Annotated in this window: 18 protein-coding genes and 2 pseudogenes; 4 read left to right on the forward strand and 16 right to left on the reverse strand. The window is 64.3% G+C overall.

The window, feature by feature from the left end; genetic code table 11:
• Positions 1 to 65 precede the first annotated feature (65 nt).
• Positions 66 to 503, forward strand: a complete 438-nt coding sequence (locus tag KOM00_RS07975) for a GSU0071 family protein (RefSeq protein WP_216498390.1) — start codon at positions 66 to 68, stop codon at positions 501 to 503.
• On the opposite strand, the gene KOM00_RS07980 is transcribed toward KOM00_RS07975, so the two are convergent.
• The 6 genes from KOM00_RS07980 to KOM00_RS08005 all read right to left on the reverse strand — a co-directional run bounded on the left by KOM00_RS07980 (position 452) and on the right by KOM00_RS08005 (position 7,220).
• On the reverse strand, positions 452 to 1,108 hold the full coding sequence (locus KOM00_RS07980) for an HAD family hydrolase (RefSeq protein ID WP_216498391.1): 657 nt from the start codon (positions 1,106 to 1,108) through the stop codon (positions 452 to 454). The two genes, KOM00_RS07975 and KOM00_RS07980, sit on opposite strands and share 52 nt — an antisense overlap.
• A gap of 40 nt (positions 1,109 to 1,148) precedes the next feature.
• Positions 1,149 to 3,329, reverse strand: coding sequence for an alpha/beta fold hydrolase (locus KOM00_RS07985; RefSeq protein WP_216498392.1), 2,181 nt, complete (start codon positions 3,327 to 3,329; stop codon positions 1,149 to 1,151).
• Positions 3,326 to 4,087 carry a glycerophosphodiester phosphodiesterase gene (locus tag KOM00_RS07990; protein WP_216498393.1) on the reverse strand — a complete coding sequence of 254 codons (762 nt, stop codon included), beginning with the start codon at positions 4,085 to 4,087 and terminating at the stop codon, positions 3,326 to 3,328. Before KOM00_RS07990 ends, KOM00_RS07985 begins: the two co-directional genes overlap by 4 nt.
• A gap of 87 nt (positions 4,088 to 4,174) precedes the next feature.
• Positions 4,175 to 5,665, reverse strand: a complete 1,491-nt coding sequence (locus KOM00_RS07995) for a phosphate acyltransferase (RefSeq protein WP_216498394.1) — start codon at positions 5,663 to 5,665, stop codon at positions 4,175 to 4,177.
• Positions 5,649 to 6,734: a butyrate kinase gene (gene buk, locus KOM00_RS08000; protein WP_216498395.1), complete on the reverse strand. Its 1,086-nt coding sequence runs from the start codon at positions 6,732 to 6,734 to the stop codon at positions 5,649 to 5,651. Before buk ends, KOM00_RS07995 begins: the two co-directional genes overlap by 17 nt.
• Before the next feature lie 18 nt (positions 6,735 to 6,752).
• Positions 6,753 to 7,220 carry a pyridoxamine 5'-phosphate oxidase family protein gene (locus tag KOM00_RS08005; protein WP_216498396.1) on the reverse strand — a complete coding sequence of 156 codons (468 nt, stop codon included), beginning with the start codon at positions 7,218 to 7,220 and terminating at the stop codon, positions 6,753 to 6,755.
• Positions 7,221 to 7,506: 286 nt separating this feature from the next.
• Between KOM00_RS08005 and KOM00_RS08010 the strand changes: the two genes are divergently transcribed.
• The 3 genes from KOM00_RS08010 to KOM00_RS08020 all read left to right on the forward strand — a co-directional run bounded on the left by KOM00_RS08010 (position 7,507) and on the right by KOM00_RS08020 (position 10,877).
• Entirely contained in the window at positions 7,507 to 8,010 is a 504-nt protein-coding gene (locus tag KOM00_RS08010; protein ID WP_216498397.1) for a chemotaxis protein CheW, read from the forward strand.
• A 61-nt stretch (positions 8,011 to 8,071) separates the two neighbouring features.
• Positions 8,072 to 10,108, forward strand: a complete 2,037-nt coding sequence (locus KOM00_RS08015; protein WP_216498398.1) for a HAMP domain-containing methyl-accepting chemotaxis protein — start codon at positions 8,072 to 8,074, stop codon at positions 10,106 to 10,108.
• 274 nt (positions 10,109 to 10,382) lie between these two features.
• Complete coding sequence (locus KOM00_RS08020; RefSeq protein ID WP_216498399.1) at positions 10,383 to 10,877, forward strand: chemotaxis protein CheW; 495 nt, start codon at positions 10,383 to 10,385, stop codon at positions 10,875 to 10,877.
• A 332-nt stretch (positions 10,878 to 11,209) separates the two neighbouring features.
• On the opposite strand, the pseudogene KOM00_RS21000 reads toward KOM00_RS08020, so the two are convergent.
• The 10 genes and pseudogenes from KOM00_RS21000 to KOM00_RS08070 form a co-directional block, all read right to left on the reverse strand.
• Positions 11,210 to 12,918, reverse strand: a pseudogene (locus KOM00_RS21000) (methyl-accepting chemotaxis protein).
• A gap of 258 nt (positions 12,919 to 13,176) precedes the next feature.
• Positions 13,177 to 13,422, reverse strand: a complete 246-nt coding sequence (locus tag KOM00_RS08030) for a response regulator transcription factor (RefSeq protein ID WP_216498400.1) — start codon at positions 13,420 to 13,422, stop codon at positions 13,177 to 13,179.
• 94 nt (positions 13,423 to 13,516) lie between these two features.
• A pseudogene (locus KOM00_RS21005) lies at positions 13,517 to 13,810 on the reverse strand (response regulator); the annotation flags it as partial.
• 123 nt (positions 13,811 to 13,933) lie between these two features.
• Positions 13,934 to 14,584 carry a response regulator transcription factor gene (locus KOM00_RS08040; protein ID WP_216498401.1) on the reverse strand — a complete coding sequence of 217 codons (651 nt, stop codon included), beginning with the start codon at positions 14,582 to 14,584 and terminating at the stop codon, positions 13,934 to 13,936.
• 18 nt (positions 14,585 to 14,602) lie between these two features.
• Positions 14,603 to 15,676, reverse strand: a complete 1,074-nt coding sequence (locus tag KOM00_RS08045; RefSeq protein ID WP_216498402.1) for a PAS domain-containing sensor histidine kinase — start codon at positions 15,674 to 15,676, stop codon at positions 14,603 to 14,605.
• Between the two features lie 2 nt (positions 15,677 to 15,678).
• Positions 15,679 to 16,566 carry a Rossmann-like and DUF2520 domain-containing protein gene (locus tag KOM00_RS08050; RefSeq protein WP_216498403.1) on the reverse strand — a complete coding sequence of 296 codons (888 nt, stop codon included), beginning with the start codon at positions 16,564 to 16,566 and terminating at the stop codon, positions 15,679 to 15,681.
• A 178-nt stretch (positions 16,567 to 16,744) separates the two neighbouring features.
• Positions 16,745 to 16,969: a hypothetical protein gene (locus tag KOM00_RS08055; protein ID WP_216498404.1), complete on the reverse strand. Its 225-nt coding sequence runs from the start codon at positions 16,967 to 16,969 to the stop codon at positions 16,745 to 16,747.
• A 159-nt stretch (positions 16,970 to 17,128) separates the two neighbouring features.
• A complete protein-coding gene (locus KOM00_RS08060; protein ID WP_216498405.1) occupies positions 17,129 to 17,446 on the reverse strand; it encodes a DUF3553 domain-containing protein in 318 nt (105 codons plus the stop codon).
• A 236-nt stretch (positions 17,447 to 17,682) separates the two neighbouring features.
• On the reverse strand, positions 17,683 to 18,558 hold the full coding sequence (locus tag KOM00_RS08065) for a L,D-transpeptidase (RefSeq protein ID WP_216498406.1): 876 nt from the start codon (positions 18,556 to 18,558) through the stop codon (positions 17,683 to 17,685).
• A gap of 184 nt (positions 18,559 to 18,742) precedes the next feature.
• Positions 18,743 to 19,384, reverse strand: coding sequence for a hypothetical protein (locus tag KOM00_RS08070; protein WP_216498407.1), 642 nt, complete (start codon positions 19,382 to 19,384; stop codon positions 18,743 to 18,745).
• Between the last annotated feature and the right edge of the window lie 17 nt (positions 19,385 to 19,401).

Below are 19,401 nucleotides of genomic sequence, written 5' to 3' on the forward strand. Positions count from 1 at the left end.
CGAATGAACGCCCCTCACATAGAGATCCGACCGGATGCAGGAACAGGCATCCAAAGGTGGCAGCCATGAGCAAAGAGACAGTGGACGAAGCGATCGACATGTACGTGAAGGAACGGATGGCGAAGGGCAAAGAAAAGGCGAGCACCCATTTCCTGGCCAGCCTGTACCTGAAGGAGCAAAGCGAAGGGATCATCGACTGCATGCGCAGGGTGCGGGGGCTTACCCGCTACTACATGGACCTCACCAAGGTCATGCTCAACCCGTTCAAGGGTCCCGAGGTGGCGTGGCTCTTCTCCATGGTGAACATCGCGGTCTACGCCTGCTTCCTGTTGTCGGTCGAGGAACAGAGAATGCTGGGCATCGCGCTCCTTTCCGGGACCCTGGTGAACGGAGGCTACCTGATCCACGCCATGACCAGGAAGTGGTGCGACATGCACGTCATGCTGGCCATCTACGACGAGATCGTGCAGATAGCCGACCATGAGCTGGAGACGCTGGCCTGAAGCGCCTGCGCCAGCTCGGCCAGGCTCCCGACCGCGAGGTCGGTGAGCTCGGGCCAGCGGAAGGCGCGGGCAGGATCGACATGAACGGTGCCGGCGCCGGCCGCGCGACCGGTCTGCAGGTCGAAGGCGTAATCACCGACCATTACCAGTGCCGCCGGGGAGACTCCCCAGCGGCACGCCAGTTTGTGGATGCCGTCCGGGTCGGGCTTGGCCCGCGCTTCGTCCCGCCCCAGCACGTCCCCTGCCCCGATGAAGGGAGTGAGCCCGATGCGCGACAGGGTGGCCAGTGCGTTTTCCCTGGTGTTTCGGGTGAGGACCCCGATCCGGGTGCCGCGCTCGTGCAACAGCTGCAAAAGCTCCAGCGCCCCCTCGGCCGGTTCCGTCCTTCCCGCCAGCTCTTCCTCGATCGACTGCAAAAGCGCCCGCGCCCGTATCCCCTCCGCCTCGGGTAGCTCGTCCAGGTGCCCCAGGATGTCGCTCCCCTGGGGGACCCCCAGCACGCTCCTTATGTGAACGAAGTCGTGGATGGCCACGGTGAGGGTGCCGTCCAGGTCGAAGACCCAGTGCCTCTTCTGCAATATCCCCTGCCAGTTGTCGTTTCCCATACCACCCTTGTAGCAGATCCCGACAGATCTGAAAAGCCCGCTACCCCTGCTGCGGTCCCTCCCCGACGCCCCGAGCCCCCGGCATGGCGTCGAGGAAAGCGCCCACCGCGGCGTGCACCTCCTCGGAGCCCGCGCCGGCCAGGATGCCGTGGCGCTTGAGCGGGAACCTCCGGTAGCTCTTGTGCTCGCTCCCCAGCATCTCGAAGAGCCGCTGCGAGCCGCGCGGGTCGACCACCGGGTCCCCCTCGGACTGCAGCACCAGGACCGGCGTCCGGATCCCGGCCAGCTTCGGCTCCAGCTCGCTCATGAAACGCTCCATGGCACGCAGCGCGCTGACCGGGATCCTGGTGTAGTTCAGCTCCGGGCGTTCCGGGACGCTCTCCACGAACTCCTTCTTGGCCCACTGGTAGCTGAAGACGTCCATGACCCGGTTCCAGACGGTGACCGCCGGCGCGAAGCGGGAGGAGATGTCCAAAAGCCGCTGCGGCGGGCAGACGGCGAAGACTCCCGCCGCGTCCCCCACCCGGCTGGCGCAGTCCAGCGCCACTCCCCCTCCGAAGGAGAAGCCGCCGACGACGACCCGGTCGCAGAGGGCCTTCATCAGGGCGTAGCCGAGATCCACCGATGCCACCCAGTCGTTGCCGTTTCTGAGGGCGAGGTCCTCCGGGGAGGTGCCGTGCCCTTTCAGGCGCACCAGGTAGACCCAGAGCCCCTTCCCCTGCAGGTAGCGGGCGAGCTCCAGCATCTGCGCCGGTACCGAGAGAAGGCCGTGCACCAGCACCACTCCCAGGCGGCGCGAGGTCCCCTTCAGGAGCACGGGCATCCCCACCTCGCTCTCCTTGCTCTCCCCCTCGCGGAAGTATGTGCGGTAGTCGGCGTCGAATTCCTCCAGCGCCTGGGTTTCAAGGATCTGCGCCACCTTCTTGCGCACCAGCCAGACCGGCAGCCACGCCATGAGGTGCACCTCGCGCTGCAGCGGGGTGAGCGGGAGCACCTCGTTGGCGATGACGCCGATGGGGTTGTCGATCCTGGCGCGCTGCATCTCGAAGGGAGCGGAGAACTTGGCCCGGTCCTTCACCAGTTCGCCGTCCTTTTGCACCACCACCCCCTTCTCCAGCGCCAGTTCGCGGAACTCGCGGTACTTATGGTAGCGGTCGTCGGTCAACAGCGACACCTGGTCGGTACTGAGGCTTTGGTGCAGCCTGCAGGCGGTGTCCCTCAGGCAGAGCTTGGTCAGCAGGAAGACCCTGCGCCTGAAGTCGTCCTCGTCGATCGCCTTGAAGGGATAGGCCCTCAGAAGAGAGGCGAAGAGATGGTCGTGGTTCACCGTGGTGAGGCTGTAGATGCTGCTCATGTAGCGCTGCATGAGGCGGTTGGCCGCGTGCTTCATCTCGCTCAGCGAGGGGAGGTTATCGTCGAAGCCGTAGCTTGCCGTGGAGACGATGTCGGCCTCGACGCCCCGGCTCGTGAGATAGGCGGAAGGGTCGATGGGGCTGCCGAAGCGGATGTCGATGTCCACGCCGGAGAGGAGCATGCTCCCCTCGGTGAGGATCTCCTCTTTCAGGTGCAGGGGGGCCTCCCCAAGGAAGAGCTCGGTGAGCCTGCTGAGCGCGTTCTCCCGTGCACGCAGCGGGTAGTAGGTGATGTTCACCGGGACGATGTGGCACTTTACCTTCTTGAGCGGCCCGAGGTCGGGGATCTGGAACATCCCCTGGAGCCTCGCCACCTCCTCCGGCGCCACCCCCTGCAGCCTCAGCATCCTCTGCCGGTAGAACTCGGTGCGCAGCGCGAGCGTGGCGGCGCCGGAACGGGGACGCACCCCGCTGGGAGGAAGGAGCAGGTGCTTTTTGAACAGCTCCTTGTCCTTCACCATCCTCCCCTCCGGGAAGATGATCCAGCTCGCCTCGCCGGTGAGCAGGGTCTTGACGATGACCCGGTCGCGGTCCGGGTTCTTGGTGGAGACCGCCCCCATCAGGTCAAGAAAGCGCCCCAGCGGACCCGCGAACAGCGAGGCGTCGGCCAGGGACCAGACCGGGATTTTGGTCAGGCGGTAGATGTGGTAGGGAAGCAGCACCGTCTCGATGCGGGTGAAGTGGTTCACCACGAAGACGACGGGACCTTCGGGGATGTGCTCCTTGCCGTGGACGTTAACCCGCAGCTTGGAGAACCCCTGGAGCATCGCGATCATGCGGCCGGTGGCGAGGTATGCCTTGCGGTTCATGCTCTCTCCTGCGGCAGCTCCAGGGCACGGCGCAGCCATCCCGGGCGGTTGGTCATGATGGAGTCGACGCCGAGGTCGCAGAGCCTTTTGGCGTCCCGTGCGGAGTCGACGGTCCAGACGTGGATTTCCAGCCCGCGTTCCCGCACCCCCCCCACCAGCGAGGCGTCGAGTATGGCGCGGTCCCTGCTGGCCAGGCCGTCGGCGCCGATCTCGTCCAGCCGGGAGAGTACCTCTCCGGCCGAGGGATGCCAGCCGCCGCGCCAGCGGTAGTCGCAGAGCCAGCAGGCGCGATGGTCGGGAAGGCGCTTCTTGAGCGCGGCCACCAGCAGGTGGTCGAAGGCGAGGAAGCGGATCCGTTCCGCCGGGACCCCGGCGCGGGCGAGGTCTGCGGCCAGGGGGGGGAGGATCTCGGCCCCGCACTTGAGCTCGATGAAGAGCCTCTTGCCGGCGGGGAGCGTCTCGAGCACCTGTGCCAGGGTCGGGATGCGCTCGTCACGCCACTCCCCCCCCTTCCAGCTCCCGGCGTCGAGACGCTGCAGATCGGCCAGGGTCGCCTCGGCCACCTCGAGGTCGCTGCCGGCGGTGCGGGAGGCGCCGGCGTCGTGCAGGCAGACGATGCGGCCGTCACGGGTGAGCCGGAAATCGGCCTCGATGCCGTCCGCCCCCTGCGCGAAGGCGAGCCTGAACGAGGCAAGGGTGTTTTCGGGAGCGTCACGGGAGGCGCCACGGTGGCCGATGATGAGCGGGATGCTGGGCATGCTTTCCTCGCGTCGGAGTGATCAAACGTTCATTAGCATACCCGGCCGCCGTGGGGAAAGCAAACGGCAAAGGGAATCTCCCCCTTTTCACCCTTCCCGGCGCAGGTAGTGGCCGTAGAGGGAACTGGCGCAGATGGTGAGGAACTTGGTGAGGTCGCTGTCGCTTCTGGAGGTAAGGATGATGGGGGCGCGGGCGCCCAACACCACGTTGGCAACCTCGGCCCCCATGGTGAAGACCCAGCTCTTGTAGAGGAAGTTCCCCCCCGAGATGTGCGGCACCACGATGATGTCGGCCTGGCCGGCCACGGGGTTCCCGGTAAGACCCTTCTTGCGCACCGACTCCGGGTAGAGGGCGAGGTCGTAGGAGAGCGGACCGTAGACGTCGGCCTGCGGCCATTGGCGCCGGGAAAGCTCCTGTTCCAGGAGCGTGGTGGGGATGTTGGCGGAAGGGACCTCGTTCGCCTCCAAAAGCGCCACCTTGGGACGCTCGACCCCCAGGGCGCGCGCCACGTGGATGGCGTTTTCGATGATGTCGATGGCCGAGGCGGCCTCCTGGTGCGCGAAGAGTTCGGGGTTGATGGCGGGGTCGGTCAGGAAGATGAGCCGCTCCACGCCCGGAAGCTCGAAGATGCTGACGTTGGAGAGCCTCCTGCCGGTGCCGATCCCGGTCTTCTTGGCGAGGACCGCCTTCATCAGGACTGCGGTGTTGATCCCCCCCTTCATGAGGAGGTCCCCCTGCCGGCCAGCCACAAGCTCCACGCCGGCCAGCGCCGCCTCCCGCTCGTGGTCTGCTCCGGCGGGGACGGTGACGAAACGGTACTGCTTCTCGAAGATCATGAGGTCGGCGCAGGATGCGCGCACCTGGACCGGATCCCCCACCAGGAAGGCGGTCTCCAGGATCCCCTCCTCGATCCCCTTGTTCACCGCCTTGAGGGAACAGGGGTCGGGGCAGACCAGGACCACGTTCTGGCGCGGGGCGAGCCTCGCCGCCTCGATGAGGCTCTTCATGCCGTGCCCCTTGGTGAGCTGCAGCATGGACTCGCCCCGGTAGAGCACCGCCATCAGCCGGGTGTGTTCGCTGAGGGAGACCAGCACGTGCGGCAGCAGGGAGTCGAAGTACAGTGAGTCCCCCTCCTCGAGGTGGAAGGGTTCGCCGTCCACGTTGACCTCGAGCTCGCCGGAGAGGACGAACAGGAACTCCTCGCCGGGGTGGCGGCTCAGATCCGGCTCCGTTTCCGGGGCGCGGTACAGGTCCACCACGAAAGGCTCCAGGTGCCGGCCGGCGAAGGCCTGCGCCAGACTCTCGTAGTGCAGGGCGTTGCGCCGGTCCACCCCGACCCGCTCGTCCTTGCCGGTCTTCACCGCGCGCCGCCCCGACTCCTGGTCGCCCCCCAAAAGCCGGGAGATGCCGACCCCCAGGAAGGTGGCGAGCCTCAAGAGCTCCGAGATGCCGGGGGAGAGCCGGTCGGCGAGCACCCGGTCCAGGGTCTCCCGGTCCCACCCAAGCGCCTCGCGCACCTCGTCCATCGGCACGCCCTTGGCCGCGACCACGGCCCTCAGATTAGGTCCGATCTTCATCGGTTCCTCCCGGGTAACGCCGCGCCTCTTCGGCGCCGGAGAGGACCCTTGACGCCCCCCCGATCAGCGCCTCTATCTCGAACTCCCCCGGCAGCACGAATAGCGGCGCGATGAAGGCCACCCGCCGCCGCACTCCCGACACCACGGCGTCGCTGAAGGCGAGCCCACCGGTCAAGACGATGCCGTCCACCTCCCCGGAAAGGGCGGCGGCCAGGGCGCCGATCTCCTTGGCGACCTGGTAGACCATGGCCTCCAGCACCAGGGCCGCCCACCGGTCCCCCTTTTGGGCGTTTTCCTCCGCCTCGCGCAGGTCCACCGTCCCGAGGTAGGAGAAGACGCCCCCCTTGCGCGCCACGATGCTCTTCAGCTGCTCCGTGGTGAAGGCCCCCTGCTCCACGAGCTGCAACACCCCGATCACCGGGAGGCCGCCGGTCCGCTCGGGGGAGAAAGGGCCGTCCCCGTTGAGGCCGTTGTTCACGTCCACCACCAGCCCCTTGCGGTGCGCTCCCACCGTGATGCCGCCCCCCATATGCGCCACGATCAGGTTCAGCTCCTGGTACGGCTTCCCCAACTCCCGCGCCACCTCGCGCGCCGCCGCCTTCTGGTTCAGGGCGTGGAACATGCTGCGCCGCTCGATCCCCGCCATGCCGGAGATGCGGGCTACCGGCCACATCTCGTCGATGACCGGCGGGTCCACCACGAAGGCCGGTGCCCCCTGGCGCGCCGCCACCGCGTGGGCCATGACCCCGCCTAGGTTCGCCGCGTGCTCGCCGTTCACCCCCCGCATCAGGTCCCCAAGCAGCGGCTCCTCCACCAGGTAGACCCCGCTCGGCACCGGGCGGACCAGGCCGCCGCGCCCGACCACCGCGTCCCAACGCAGCTGCTCGGCACCGGTTTCACGCAGGTAGCGGACCAGGTGTTCCATCCGGTAGTCCAACTGCTCCATCACGGCGTGGAAACTCTCGATCTCGAGGCGGGGGTGTTCGATGGTCGCCTTGACGAGTTTCCCCGCGCGTTGCACCCCTACCTTGGTCGACGTGGATCCGGGATCGATGGCCAGGATGTTCATGAGGACCTCGTTTTGCGGTCAGTGGTTGCTCTTGGCAGCCATGGACGAGATGTCCACGACGAAAACCGTGGTTGCGGCCAGGGTCGCCTCCGGGAACTCGAAACTGTCACCGGGGGCGTACTGAGCCATGATTATACCCAGCGCCTCGCATTTTTCCCGGTAGCCGTCGATCACCCGCGCGGTGCCGTACCCGACCACGCTGCGGTACTTCATGGTGAAATCGCAGGCCTTGTCCGCGGGCAGGACTGCGCCGTGCTCGACTACCGTGAAGCAGACCCGGTTGTTCTGCTCCAGAATTTCCAGCTTGCGCCCCGCCTTCGCGCAGTGGAAATACAGGGCGGAGTCCCGGTAACCGTAGTTCAGCGTCACCAGGTAGGGCTCCCCCTGCGCCGCCATTGCCAGCTGGCAGATGCTCCCCTGTGCCAGGATCTCGTTGGCGGCCCGCGCCGAAAGTTGCCGGTCCTTTCTTCTCATCGTGTCATCCATGTCATCCTCCTGTATTTCCTGTACCCCCATTCATAGCCGCAGGTCAATAAGTTCAATCATATCTCACACAAAGGGGCACATAATGCATCGAACGAGAGACGAAGTCTAGGACTTTTAGAACACAGCAGATCCAACTTTCCTACGGCTCATCGAAAATTTTTCTTAATCCGCCCGCAATGAGGCCGATATATACAGATAGTTCAACCGATCCCACCCCGCCTCTGACATTGACCTCCCCAACAGCTAGGGTCACACCAGTATCTTAACAGAAACAGGAGGACGTCCCATGGCAGTTGAGACCATCACTGAGACAATTCAGTACCTGACCTTCAACCTCGACCAGGAACTGTTCGCGCTCGATATCGGCAAGGTCCGGGAGGTGCTGGATTTCACCTCGGTCACCAAGGTGCCCGGGACGCCTGACTTCATGCGGGGGGTGATCAACCTGCGCGGCAGCGTGGTGCCGGTGCTCGACCTGCGCCTGAAGTTCGGCATGAACGGCACCGAGCAGACCGTAAACACCTGCGTCATCATCACCGAGATTGAACTGGAAGGGGAAACGCTGATCATGGGAGCCATGGCCGACGCGGTCCAGGAGGTGCTCGACCTCGAGCCGGAGCAGATCGAGCCTCCCCCGCGCATCGGCACCAACCTGAACGTCGACTTCATCAAGGGGATGGGAAAGCACAACGAACAGTTCATCATCATCCTGGACATCGACCGGATCTTCAGCAGCCACGACCTGGATGCGGTCCAGGAGATGGAGGATGCGGCTGCGGTGAACGCGTAACCCCGGCAGCACGACCGGCCGCGGCAGCGGCCCTGACACCAACCAAGAAGAGGAGTGAGACATGAAATGGTTCAATGACATGAAGATCGGCGGGAAGATCCTGGCGGTCGTAGCGTCGGTACTGCTGCTCGCCACGACACTGGGACTCTTCTCCATCTGGCAGCTGGCACGCCTGAACCAGGACACCGTCGAGGTCACCACACAGTGGCTGCCAGGCGTAAACGCCCTGGACGACATGCGCATAGGGATGGGGGACGTGCGCAACACCGAATTCCAGCACGTCCTGGCCACCACGCAGGAAGAGATGAAAAAATGCGAGAAGACCCTGGAAGAGGAGATCGCCGGCATCAGGAAGGTGACGGCCCAGTACGAGAAGGTGACCGATACCCCGGAGGAGAAAAGGAGCCTGCAGGAGTTCACCGCCGAGTGGGGCCAGTACCTGGCAGACCACCAGAAGGTCATCGAGTTTTCCCGCCAGAACAAGAAGCAGCAGGCCCTGGCGCTTTTGCAGGGTGACGGCGCCAAGAGCTTCAACGAGGCGGTGGTTTCCATCGAGAAGGGTGTGGCCATGAACGACAAGGGGGCCGAGGAGGCGGCGCACCGCGCCACCCGGACCTATGCAAGTTCCCGCTGGATGATCATCGCCGCCCTGGTGGCCGCGGTCCTGATCGGGGCCTTCCTGGCGGTCCTGGTCTCCCGCATGATCAGCCGCGCGCTCGGCACCGGGGTCGACATTGCCGAAAAGCTGGCGCGGGGGGACCTCTCCGTCAGCATCCCCGAGACGGGAAAGGACGAGACGGGGCAGCTTCTTCGGGCCATGCAGACCATGGTGGCGAGCATCAAGGGGCTGGTGGCGGACACCATGGCTCTCTCATCTGCCGCCATGGAAGGGAAACTGGCCAGCCGCGCGGACGTCTCCCGGCACCAGGGCGCCTATCGCGAGGTAGTGGAAGGGGTGAACGGCACCCTCGACGCGGTGATCGGCCCGCTCAACGTGGCGGCCGAATATGTGGAGCGCATCTCCAAGGGGAACATGCCCCCCGAGATCACCGAAGAGTACAAGGGTGACTTCAACGAGATCAAGAACAACCTGAACGTGCTGATCCGGGCCACCGAAACCATCACCGCCGCCTCCAGGGAGGTGGCCGGCGGCAACCTCACCGTGACCATCACCGAACGTTCCGCCGAAGACGAGCTGATGCGCTCGCTGGCCAACATGGTCGGCAAGCTGTCCGAGGTGGTCAACGACGTCAAGAACGCGGCGGACAACGTGGCGGCCGGCAGCCAGCAGATGTCCTCCAGCGCCGAGCAGATGTCCCAGGGCGCCACCGAGCAGGCCGCCGCCGCGGAGGAAGCCTCCTCCTCCATGGAAGAGATGTCCTCCAACATCAGGCAGAACGCGGACAACGCCCTGCAGACCGAGAAGATAGCGGTAAAATCAGCGACGGACGCGCAGGAGGGGGGCAAGGCGGTGGCTCAGACGGTGACCGCGATGAAGGAGATCGCCGGCAAAATCTCGATCATCGAGGAAATCGCGCGCCAGACCAACCTGCTGGCCCTGAACGCTGCCATCGAGGCGGCACGCGCCGGCGAGCACGGCAAGGGGTTCGCCGTGGTCGCCTCCGAGGTGAGAAAGCTTGCCGAGCGCTCCCAGAAGGCGGCAGCCGAGATCTCGGAGCTCTCCTCCTCCAGCGTGGAAGTGGCCGAAACCGCCGGCGCCATGCTGTCGACCATGCTCCCGGACATCCAGAGAACGGCCGGGCTGGTACAGGAAATTACCGCGGCGAGCAGGGAACAGGACACCGGAGCTGAGCAGATCAACAAGGCGATCCAGCAACTGGACCAGGTGATCCAGCAGAACGCCTCTGCAGCCGAGGAGATGTCCGCCACCGCGGAAGAGCTCGCCTCGCAGTCCGAACAGCTGCAGCACACCATCAGCTTCTTCAGGGTGGCCCACTCCGCCTCGACGGCGACCGCCCCGCGCAAGGCGGCACCCAAGCCGGCTAAGAAGGTGGCCGCGCAGGCTCGTCCGCTCACCCGTGCGGCGGGCCATGCCGTCGAACTGGACCTGAGCGACGAGGCCTTCGAGAGCTTTTAGCAACCGATTCCCGCCGGCGCAGCGGCATCCTGCCTGGGACCGCTGCGCCACCTCCTCCCCTCTCCCCTCTCCCCTCTCCCCCCGGTCATGGAAGTCCCGGACAGATTATAAGTTACTAAGCACGTTTTTTTTGGCTCAACCTGCATGAGAAAGTGTCGATATAGTCAATGGGTTCCGGCTGCACGGCCGCGGGCCCGGTTCGAGCCAACCCCTTATTTCGTCGTTACTCATAGCGGGGCGCACCGATAGTCAACACTGAGAGAGGAGAGCAAACATGGCGGTCGAGACAATCACGGAAACCACCCAGTACCTGACCTTCAAGCTGGAGGACGAGCTTTTCGCCCTGGACATCGGCAAGGTACGGGAAGTGCTGGATTTCACGTCCATCACCAAGGTGCCTCAGACACCGGACTACATGCGCGGTGTCATAAACCTGCGCGGCAGCGTGGTCCCGGTGGTGGACCTGCGTCTGAAGTTCGGCATGGCGATGGCGGAGCAGACGGTCAACACCTGCGTCATCATCGTCGAGGTGGAGCTGGAGGGCGAGAAGGTGGTCATGGGGGCCATGGCCGACGCGGTCCAGGAGGTCATGGACCTGGAGCCGGACCAGATCGAGCCGCCGCCGCGCATCGGCACCAAGCTGAACACCGACTTCATCAAGGGGATGGGCAAGCACAACGAGCAGTTCATCATCATCCTGGACATCGACAAGGTCTTTACCGGCGGCGAACTGGAAATGGTCCAGGAGCTGGAAGGGGCCGCGGCCTAGCGGGGTGAAAAGCAGAGAATAACAAAGGGGGGCAGCCGCATCGAGCGGCTGCCCTTTTTTTTGCGCGTACTCCAGGCTTTTCTTTTTTCCGTCTCTCCCCCCTCCCACCGAACGCCATGCCCCCCCTCTCCCTCCGAGAGAGGGGCTGGGGGTGAGGGCGCCGCCATCGGCACCGCCATCGGCACCGCTGTCGCTTCTGCCATCTGCCTCGGCCGCCCTTCGGGCACCCTCTCCCGGGGGGAGGGGAAACGTAAAAAAAAGCGCCGTCCCGGAGGACGGCGCTTGATGGCATGGCACCGCAGGCGTCCCTCAGGACGCCGATCAAGTGAAGGCTAGTACTGCTCGAAATCGGCGTCGCTCACGCTCTTGTCGCTCAGGTCGAGGTCGTGTCCCACGACCTTCTTCACCGCTGCATTTGTACCGCCGGGTGTTGCGGTTTTGGAACGGGTGAACTGCTTGCCGTGCGCCGCGCCGGGCTGGGCGGTGGGCGCCGCCTTGGACACAGAAGCCGCCTTTCTCGTGCGCTCGTCGCCGATCTTGAAGAAGGAAACAGCGGTCTGGAGCTGCTCGGCCTGGCTGGACAGCTCTTCGGCGGTCGAGGCCATCTCTTCCGACGCACCCGCGTTGGCCTGGATCACCTGGTCCAGCTGCTGGATCGCCTTGTTGATCTGATCCGCCCCGGTATCCTGCTCCTTGCTGGCAGCGCTGATCTCCTGTACCAGTTCGGCGGTCTTCTGGATGTCCGGAACCATCTTCACGAGCAGGTCCCCCGCCTTGACCGCGACATCCACGCTGCTCGCCGAAAGCTCGCTGATCTCCGCGGCCGCCTTCTGGGAGCGCTCGGCAAGCTTTCGCACCTCGGATGCGACAACGGCGAACCCCTTGCCGTGCTCCCCCGCCCTGGCCGCCTCGATGGCCGCGTTCAGGGCGAGGAGGTTGGTCTGGCGTGCGATCTCCTCGATGATGCCGATCTTGCCGGCGATCTCCTTCATGGCGCCTACCGTCTCCTGGACGGCCTGTCCCCCTTCCCGGGCATCCTGGGCAGACTTCACCGCGATCTTTTCGGTCTGCATCGCGTTGTCCGCGTTCTGCCGGATGTTGGACGACATCTGCTCCATGGAAGAAGAGGCTTCCTCGGCGGAGGCCGCCTGCTCGGTGGCCCCCTGCGACATCTCCTCTGCCCCGGAGGAGAGTTGCTGGCTCCCCGCCGCCACGTTGTCCGAGGCGCTCTTCACCTCCGCGACGATTCCCTTCAGGCGCGCCACCATGATATTCAGGGCCGCCGCCAGTTGCCCGACCTCGTCCTTCTGGTCGACGCCACTGTCTGGGTAAGATCCCCCTCCGCCACGGCGGCCGCAAACTCCACGCCGCGCCTGAGCGGTACGCTGATCATGCGCGAGATGATTATTCCCAGTGCCAGGCCTATCAGGACGCCTCCCGCCACCAGAGCCGCCATCAGGGTGAGACTCGCCTTGTAGATCCTGGTGGTTTCCACGGACGCATCCTTTGCGTTTTCCTCCTTCAGCCGGGCCAACTCCGTCAGTGTGTCGTCTACCGCATTCTGCTTTATGTGCGCCTCTCCGAAGGAAAGAGCCACCGCGGGCGAACTGTCGTTGAGTTTGTCACGCATCCCAAGCTCGATCACCTTCTGCTGCAGGGCAAACCACTCGTCGTTCGCCGTCTCCAGCTTTTTCAGGATCTGCTTCCCCTTCTCCGAATAAAACAGCGGCCTCGCTTTGTCCAGCCACTCCTTATAGCCGGCCTTGTATTTGTTTATGTTGGTGACGTACTTCTCCCGCTCCTGCTGATTGGTGGCAAGGAGAAAGTTCTTTTCGGCCCGCGAGACGTAGATCAGGTTGATGTTGGCCTCCTTGATGTAGGAGACCCCCATCAGTTCCCTCAGGTACATCTCATCTGCCTTCTCGTTGATGGTCCCCATGTTGCGGATGCCGATGATGCCTACCACGGCGGTTATGACCGATACCGCTACAAACGCCGCAACAAGCTTAGTGCCGACTTTCAGATTGGTGAACCATTTCATGTTCGCTCCGTCCTCTGGGTGTGGTTGTCGCTTTGCGAGTCACCCGCTGCGTGTGGGATCCTCGCCGACCGTCCCATGCTTCATCGACAGAAAAGGCACGCCGTGAATCAGAAAAAGGCCAGGTTCGGGCGGCATTTTGGCCTAGTCGCGGAAGAGGCGACGAGTCGCGGGCGGCGGCGCGGACACGTAAAGACGAGGGAGCATGTGAAGAACATCAGAAGAGGGGTGAGGCAGGACAGGCAGGCGTGCGGCCGGCGATCAATCGAGCGGCAGCAGTCCTTCCCTGATGGCGTACTTGGTGAGGCCGGCGATGCTGGTGAGGTTCAGTTTTTTCATGAGGTGCATGCGGTGGGTTTCCACCGTCTTGGGACTGATCTGGAGCAGGACGGCGATCTCCCGGGAGTTCCTCCCCTGGGCCATCAGCACCAGCACCTCCTCCTCGCGCGAGGTGAGCGGCAACCTCCCGGCTGCCGATGCAAGTTCGTGTTCCAGGACCCCCTGCACGTGGGATCAGGTAGAAACCGTTGTCAGAAACGATGCGGATGGCTTCGATGATCTCGTCGGACGGGCTGCTTTTGACCAGGAACCCGCGCGCCCCTGCGTCCAGGGCCTGCCGCACCGAGCGGGCATCGCCGTACATGGAGAGGATCAGCACCTTCATTTCGGGAAAGGCGCTGAGGATGCAGCGGCTCGCTTCGATGCCGTTGCCGTCGGGCATCATGAGGTCCATGAGGACGATGTCCGGTTGCAGATCGTAGGTGAGCCGCACGGCCTCCATCCCGCTCGCGGCCTGGGCCACGACTTCGAGTTCGGGGGATTTCTCAAGCATCGCGATCAGGCATTCTCGGATCAGCGTATGGTCGTCGGCAAGGAGGATTTTTGTAGTCCGCATCGGTCCCGGTAGTTGCTTTCGCGAGGTGGTTTAAGATCGCAAATGAAAGGCAACTCTAACAAATAGAAACCGGTCTCGATATCAGGGTTTATATGAGGTGAAGCGGAAATTTTCCTGACCTTGTCAATTCTCCAGGCTGGTGACCCCTTCCCGTATGGCGAACTTGGTCAGTTCGGCGATGGAGTACAGCTTCAGCTTCTTCATGATCTGCTGACGGTGGGTGTCGACGGTCTTCACGTTGATTTTAAGCAGGAAGGCGATGTTCTTGGCGTTGTTCCCCTCGGCGATCAGCTGCAGTACCTCCCTTTCCCGCGGGGTCAGCGCCGCATCGCTCTGTCCGAAGGAATCGGGGATCCTCTTTATGTAGTCGTCGATGACCACGCCGATGATGCCGGAGCAGACGTAGATCTCGCCCGCCGCCACCGCCCGCACCGCGTGCACCAGCTCGGCGGAGGTGCAGTCCTTGAGCAGGTAGCCGCGCGCCCCCGCCCGGAAGGCCTGGGCGACGAAGCGCTTGTCCTTGTGCATGGAGAGGATCAGTACCCGCGCCGACGGGCATTCCACGCCGAGCCGCCGGGTCGCCTCGATCCCGTTCATGCCCGGCATGCTGGTATCCATCAGCACGACTTCGGGCGAGGCCTCCCCGGCAATCTCCAGGGCGGACCGGCCGTTGTCGGCGTCTGCTACCACCATGATGTCCGGAAATTTCTCCAGCAGGATCCGTATCCCCTCCCGGACTATGCTGTGGTCGTCCACTATCATCACGCGTATCATCGCGAACTCCCTGCGTTGTTAATGGTCGGCGTCGGACAGGGGGACGCGGACCGTGACCTCGGTGCCGCCGGGGCCTGAAGAGAACTCCAATTGGCCGCCGAGATGCTGCACCCTTTGCCTGATGTTGAAGAGGCCGAACCCGGACCTCACCCCACCTTCGTCGGCCTGGGTGGGAAAGCCTCTGCCGTCGTCGGAAACCTTGAGTTCGAGCCGCTGCGACGTTTCGCTGAGGGTTATGGAGACCTTCCCGGCCCGGGCGTGCTTGACCACGTTCACCAGGAGTTCGCGCGCCACGTGGTAGAGGGCCGCCCCCAGCTCCTCGTGCAGCGGGGAGCGGAGGTCGCTCTCGACCGTCACCTGCAACTTGTGCTTTGCCTGGAACTGTTCCGCAAGCCAGTCCAGCGCCGCCTCCAACCCCACCTCGTACAGCAGCGGAGGGCTGATCTGGAAGGTGAGGGTGCGGACTTCCTGGATGGTCCGCTCGAGCAGAAGCTCCAGTTCCCTGACCGTCCGGGTCGCGGCGGCGGGAAGCTTGAAATCCTGCCGGCAGTCGCTGAGCTTCAACTTGGCCAGGGCCAGGTTCTGCCCGATTTCGTCGTGCAGGTCCGCGGCGATGCGGCGGCGCTCCTTTTCCTGCGCCAACGACAGCTCGATGGCCAGCGCACTTAGCTGCTCCTGGTTGGCGAGCAGCAGTTCCTGGGCCTGCACCAGCTCGGTAATGTCCCGGGAGATGCTGAAGATGCCGCTCACACGGCCGTTGGCGTCGAAGAGGGGTCCCTTGGTGGAGAGGAAGACGCAGGGGCGCCCCAGCCGGTCGACGACCCGTTCCTGCAGGGTCGAACTGGCGGCCGAGGCCATCACCCGGTGGTCGTTTTCGCGCAGGACCTGCACCACTTCATCCGGGAAGAGGTCGCTGTCGTCCAGCCTCAGGATCTCCTCGGCCGGTTTGCCGTACCACTCGGCCGCCTCGCGGTTGATAAGCAGGTAACGTCCCTCGAGGTCCTTCGCGTAGATCAGATCTGAGGTCCCGTTCACCACCGCATCCAGCAGTTCCCGGGTTTTCCGCGGCTCGTGCTTCAGGCAGCAAGACATGACTACGACGCTCCCGCCCTTCGCGCCGCCAGCAGTTCCTCGATCGCCGCCAGCCCGGGGGGCGATGCCTGCCCTCGCTCGCGCGACAATTCGAGCGCGACGCTCCCCAGGGCGCGGTAGATGGACGCCAGTTCGCCGTCGAAGCTCTCCAGTGCATCCAGTTGCCGGGCCACGACTCCCGCGTCGCCGCGGGCGATGGGGCCGGTCAGGGCCCCGGCGGTGCCTACGCGAAAGACATTGTCGACGGTGCCGCGCACCAGCGGCTCCATGACCTGCAGCGCGGTCTCGCGGGGGACCCCCCCCTTCTGGTAGGCCCTGAGCCCCGCCTCCAGCAGGGAGGTGAGGTAGTTGCAGACCAGCACGGAGCCGGCGTGGTAAACGGTCTTGAAACGGGGGTCTATGCTGAATATTTTCCCGCCGATGCCGCTAAAAAGCGCTCCCAGGAGTTCCTGCGCCTCCCGGTCCCCCTCGATACCGCACCAGGTCCCGGCGAAATCCCCGACACAGACGGCGGGGTCGGCGAAGCTTTTCACCGGATGAACGCTCGCCACCTGCGCCCCCAGAGCCGCGGCGGGTCCCAGCACCTCGCTCCCCAGCGCGCCGCTTAGGTGACACACCGTGGTGTGCCGGTCGAGGAGCTCGGTGCGGCAGAGCCCCCGGACGCAGCCGGCGATGGCGTCGTCGGGACTGGCCACCAGGTACAGGTCGGCGCGCTCGAGTTCCCCGAAATCGGCGACCGGGCGCCCCCCCCCGATGAAATCGGCCGCCGCCTGCGCGCTGGCCGCAGAACGGGTCAGGATGTCCCTGAGTTCCACGGTGCCCGACTGCCGCAGCAGGCGTCCCACAGTCTTACCCACTGCGCCGCAACCGATGATGCTGAAGGTTTTCATCGCCTCTCCCCCTGAGTCCGGACAACTCGCACAGGTTACGCTAAATCAAACGGGGGTGTCAACGCTACCGGCACCGGGAGGAGAGGAGTTGCGAAAAGGATGAGGAAAAAGCCGCTGAAAGAGAGAATCCCCCTCCGGGGGGAGGGGGATTCTTTGGGAGAATAGCAGGAACGGGGACTCAGGACTTGCCGTCCAGGGTGAGGCTGTAATCGTCCCCCTCGACGGGCTCGCTCGCGGCCTGGAGAAACGATTCCGCCTGGGGGTCCTTGACGATCTCGATGACGCCGTGGTTTGCGGACCAGACCGTGCCGCAGACGCTGCATTCCGTGATCCCCTCTTTGAACCCCTCCGAATGTAGGTTGGTGTCGACCTGCGCATGGTTCTTACATACCGGGCATTGCATGGCTCTCCTCCTCCCGCGGCAACTGCGGTCGCTGATCTCATGAGAGAAATTATGACGGCATTTCCCCCCGTGGCAAGTGACAATTATACGACCCGCCGTCCCCTGCACCGACGGGAACCGGCACTGCGCAGCTCGACTACCCGCTGCCGCCTCCGAGCCCTACTGCGGGGTCGCCCCGGCCGCGGCCTTCTTGCCGCGGGGCGCCTTAGCAGCACAGGGCGCCTTGGCAGCACGGGGCGTCTTGGCCCGCGGCGTCCCCGTGCGCCCTTTCTCTCGCGCCTTCTGCTCCTTCACCGGCGGATGGTAACTGGCCGGGTCGGCGGGATGGAGGTCGTTGAAGTGCGAGGAGATGATCTTGCGGACCATGCCGTCGCTGAAGCGGATGGTGGCCCTGATGTCGTCCACCTCGACCACCTTGCCGATTCCCCATTGCTGCGCCATTGCATGACTCACCACGCTGCCGCGCTTGACGATCATATTTTTACCCTCGCTGTGACGTTTTCGGTCCAGGGCGGACGCGTCGACACGCTCGGCCGGAAGGGTCGAGGCTGCTGGCTGCGAACTTGGATCGATTGTTGGAAAGACAGATCAACTGATCAAGAGATGTGGCGACTGCTGCTGCAGGGAGCGACGCCCCGGAACCTAGGCACCATGAGAATATACACCGGAAACGGGAAATGGACAGCGGGACGGCAATTTTTCCGGCAGAAGCGTTACGGTCCCGGCGCCCGACCCGACGGCCCAACCTGGGCAGGAGGCGCAGCCGCCGGTTCGGCAAGCGGCTGCAGCTGGTCGGGAGGCACCTGCGGCTCACCCATGATGATGACAGCGGGTCCGCGCAACCTCTGCAGCCTGCCGGTGTCTCGCGAGCCGACCGCCCAGCGGTAGAGCGTCTTCGCGTCCATGAGCAGGGGCTTGGCAGGCTCCCCGTAATAGGCAAGCTGCATTTCCTCGTCCGTTAGCCCGATGCAGCCGTGGGAGGCGGGATAGCCGGGGAGGTCGCGGCCGTGGATCCAATAGGAGGTCCAGCCGTCATCCTTCTTGTCCACGTGGAAGCGCAGCCCGTAATGCATCGGGTAGGGGCGATCCGTCCCCTCCACCGGGAAGAGGCTCGACTCGTGCACCGGATCGACGGCATCCACCCGGTAGCTGCCGTTCCTGAGGCGGTACTCCTCCACCCCGACCGCGACCGGGGCCGAAAAGACCAGGGTGCCGAACTCGTAGGCTCCCAGGAACATCTCGTTCTGGTCGATGAGGATCAACTGCGGCTCCTTCTCCGCATCGTGGTAGAAGGGAGGCATGGGGTTGAACTCCTTGATGTCCTCCATGTGCTTGGGAACCTTGACGGACATGCCGGCCAGGAAATGACGCCGGTCCATGCGGTTGAAGCGCAGGCCGTCCTGCCACTGCTTGCCGAAGATCTTGTAGGGGGAGTCCTTGCTGGTGACCTTGACGCAGTCCCACTCATAGAGGTAGTCGGTGGGATAGTGGATTTCGCATAGGGATCGTATCTTTTCGGATGCAGAAGAGGGGAGGATGGTTGCACCCAGGAGTATCAGGACGGTAAGCAGTATGTGCAGCGGTCTCATTGTGCGCCTCTTCCTGGGCCAGTGAAGCGGCTGGCAGCCGGTCGGGAGACGAGTACATTGTACCAAAACACTCATGAAAGGGAAAGGGAGCACCTGCTCATCAGGGAGCGGCTCCCCACGTTCATCAAATAAAAAGCCCCGTGACTGTGTCCGGGGCTTTGGTCTTGTACAGTTTGTGGCCAGGTCAGACGGTCGAGCGCAGCAGTCGGTTGACCTGGCCCCACCCCCCATGGGCGCCGGTCGCGGCCAGGAACTCCTTCACCGCCGGTTTCATCTCCTTGGCGATCCGGCTCACCTCGTCGTTCAGATGAAACACGCCTTTTCCGGTCGACACCTCGCCCCCTGCGGTTGCCGCCAGGGTGAAGCCGAAGCTCCTGTCGGTAAGCTCGGCGGTGCTCCCCTGGTAGCCGAGGGAGATGCCCTCGGCACCGCTTTGGAGGGTGGCGGAGCGCTGCTCGACGGAGAAATGATCATACTGCAGTTCCAGACCGTAGCTCACTTCCTTGCCGTCTTTGGTCGAGATGGTTCCGCTGAAGGAAAGCGAGGCCTGCTCCGCGGAGAGTTCGGTCTGCTGGTAACTCAACTGCTGGACGTCGCCGCCGGTGATCCGGGTTAGGAGGTCCCCCAGCAGCTGCAGCGTCGCGTCCCCGGTTGCCGACGTTTTTTCACCGGCCTCCCTGGATGCTGCCAGCGCCTGGTCCGAGACGTCCACCCGGTCCGTTGCAGCCGCACCCGGAACGGTCTCGGCGCCAACGGTCTCGCTGCGTTTAAATGGCTGCCCTACAAGTGGAAGAGCCGTCGAGCTTTGCGTCGTCGCAACTTGCATACCCCGCCTCCTGACTT

It is taken from the genome of Geomonas diazotrophica (assembly GCF_018919385.1).
Classification (GTDB): Bacteria; Desulfobacterota; Desulfuromonadia; order Geobacterales; family Geobacteraceae; genus Geomonas; species Geomonas diazotrophica.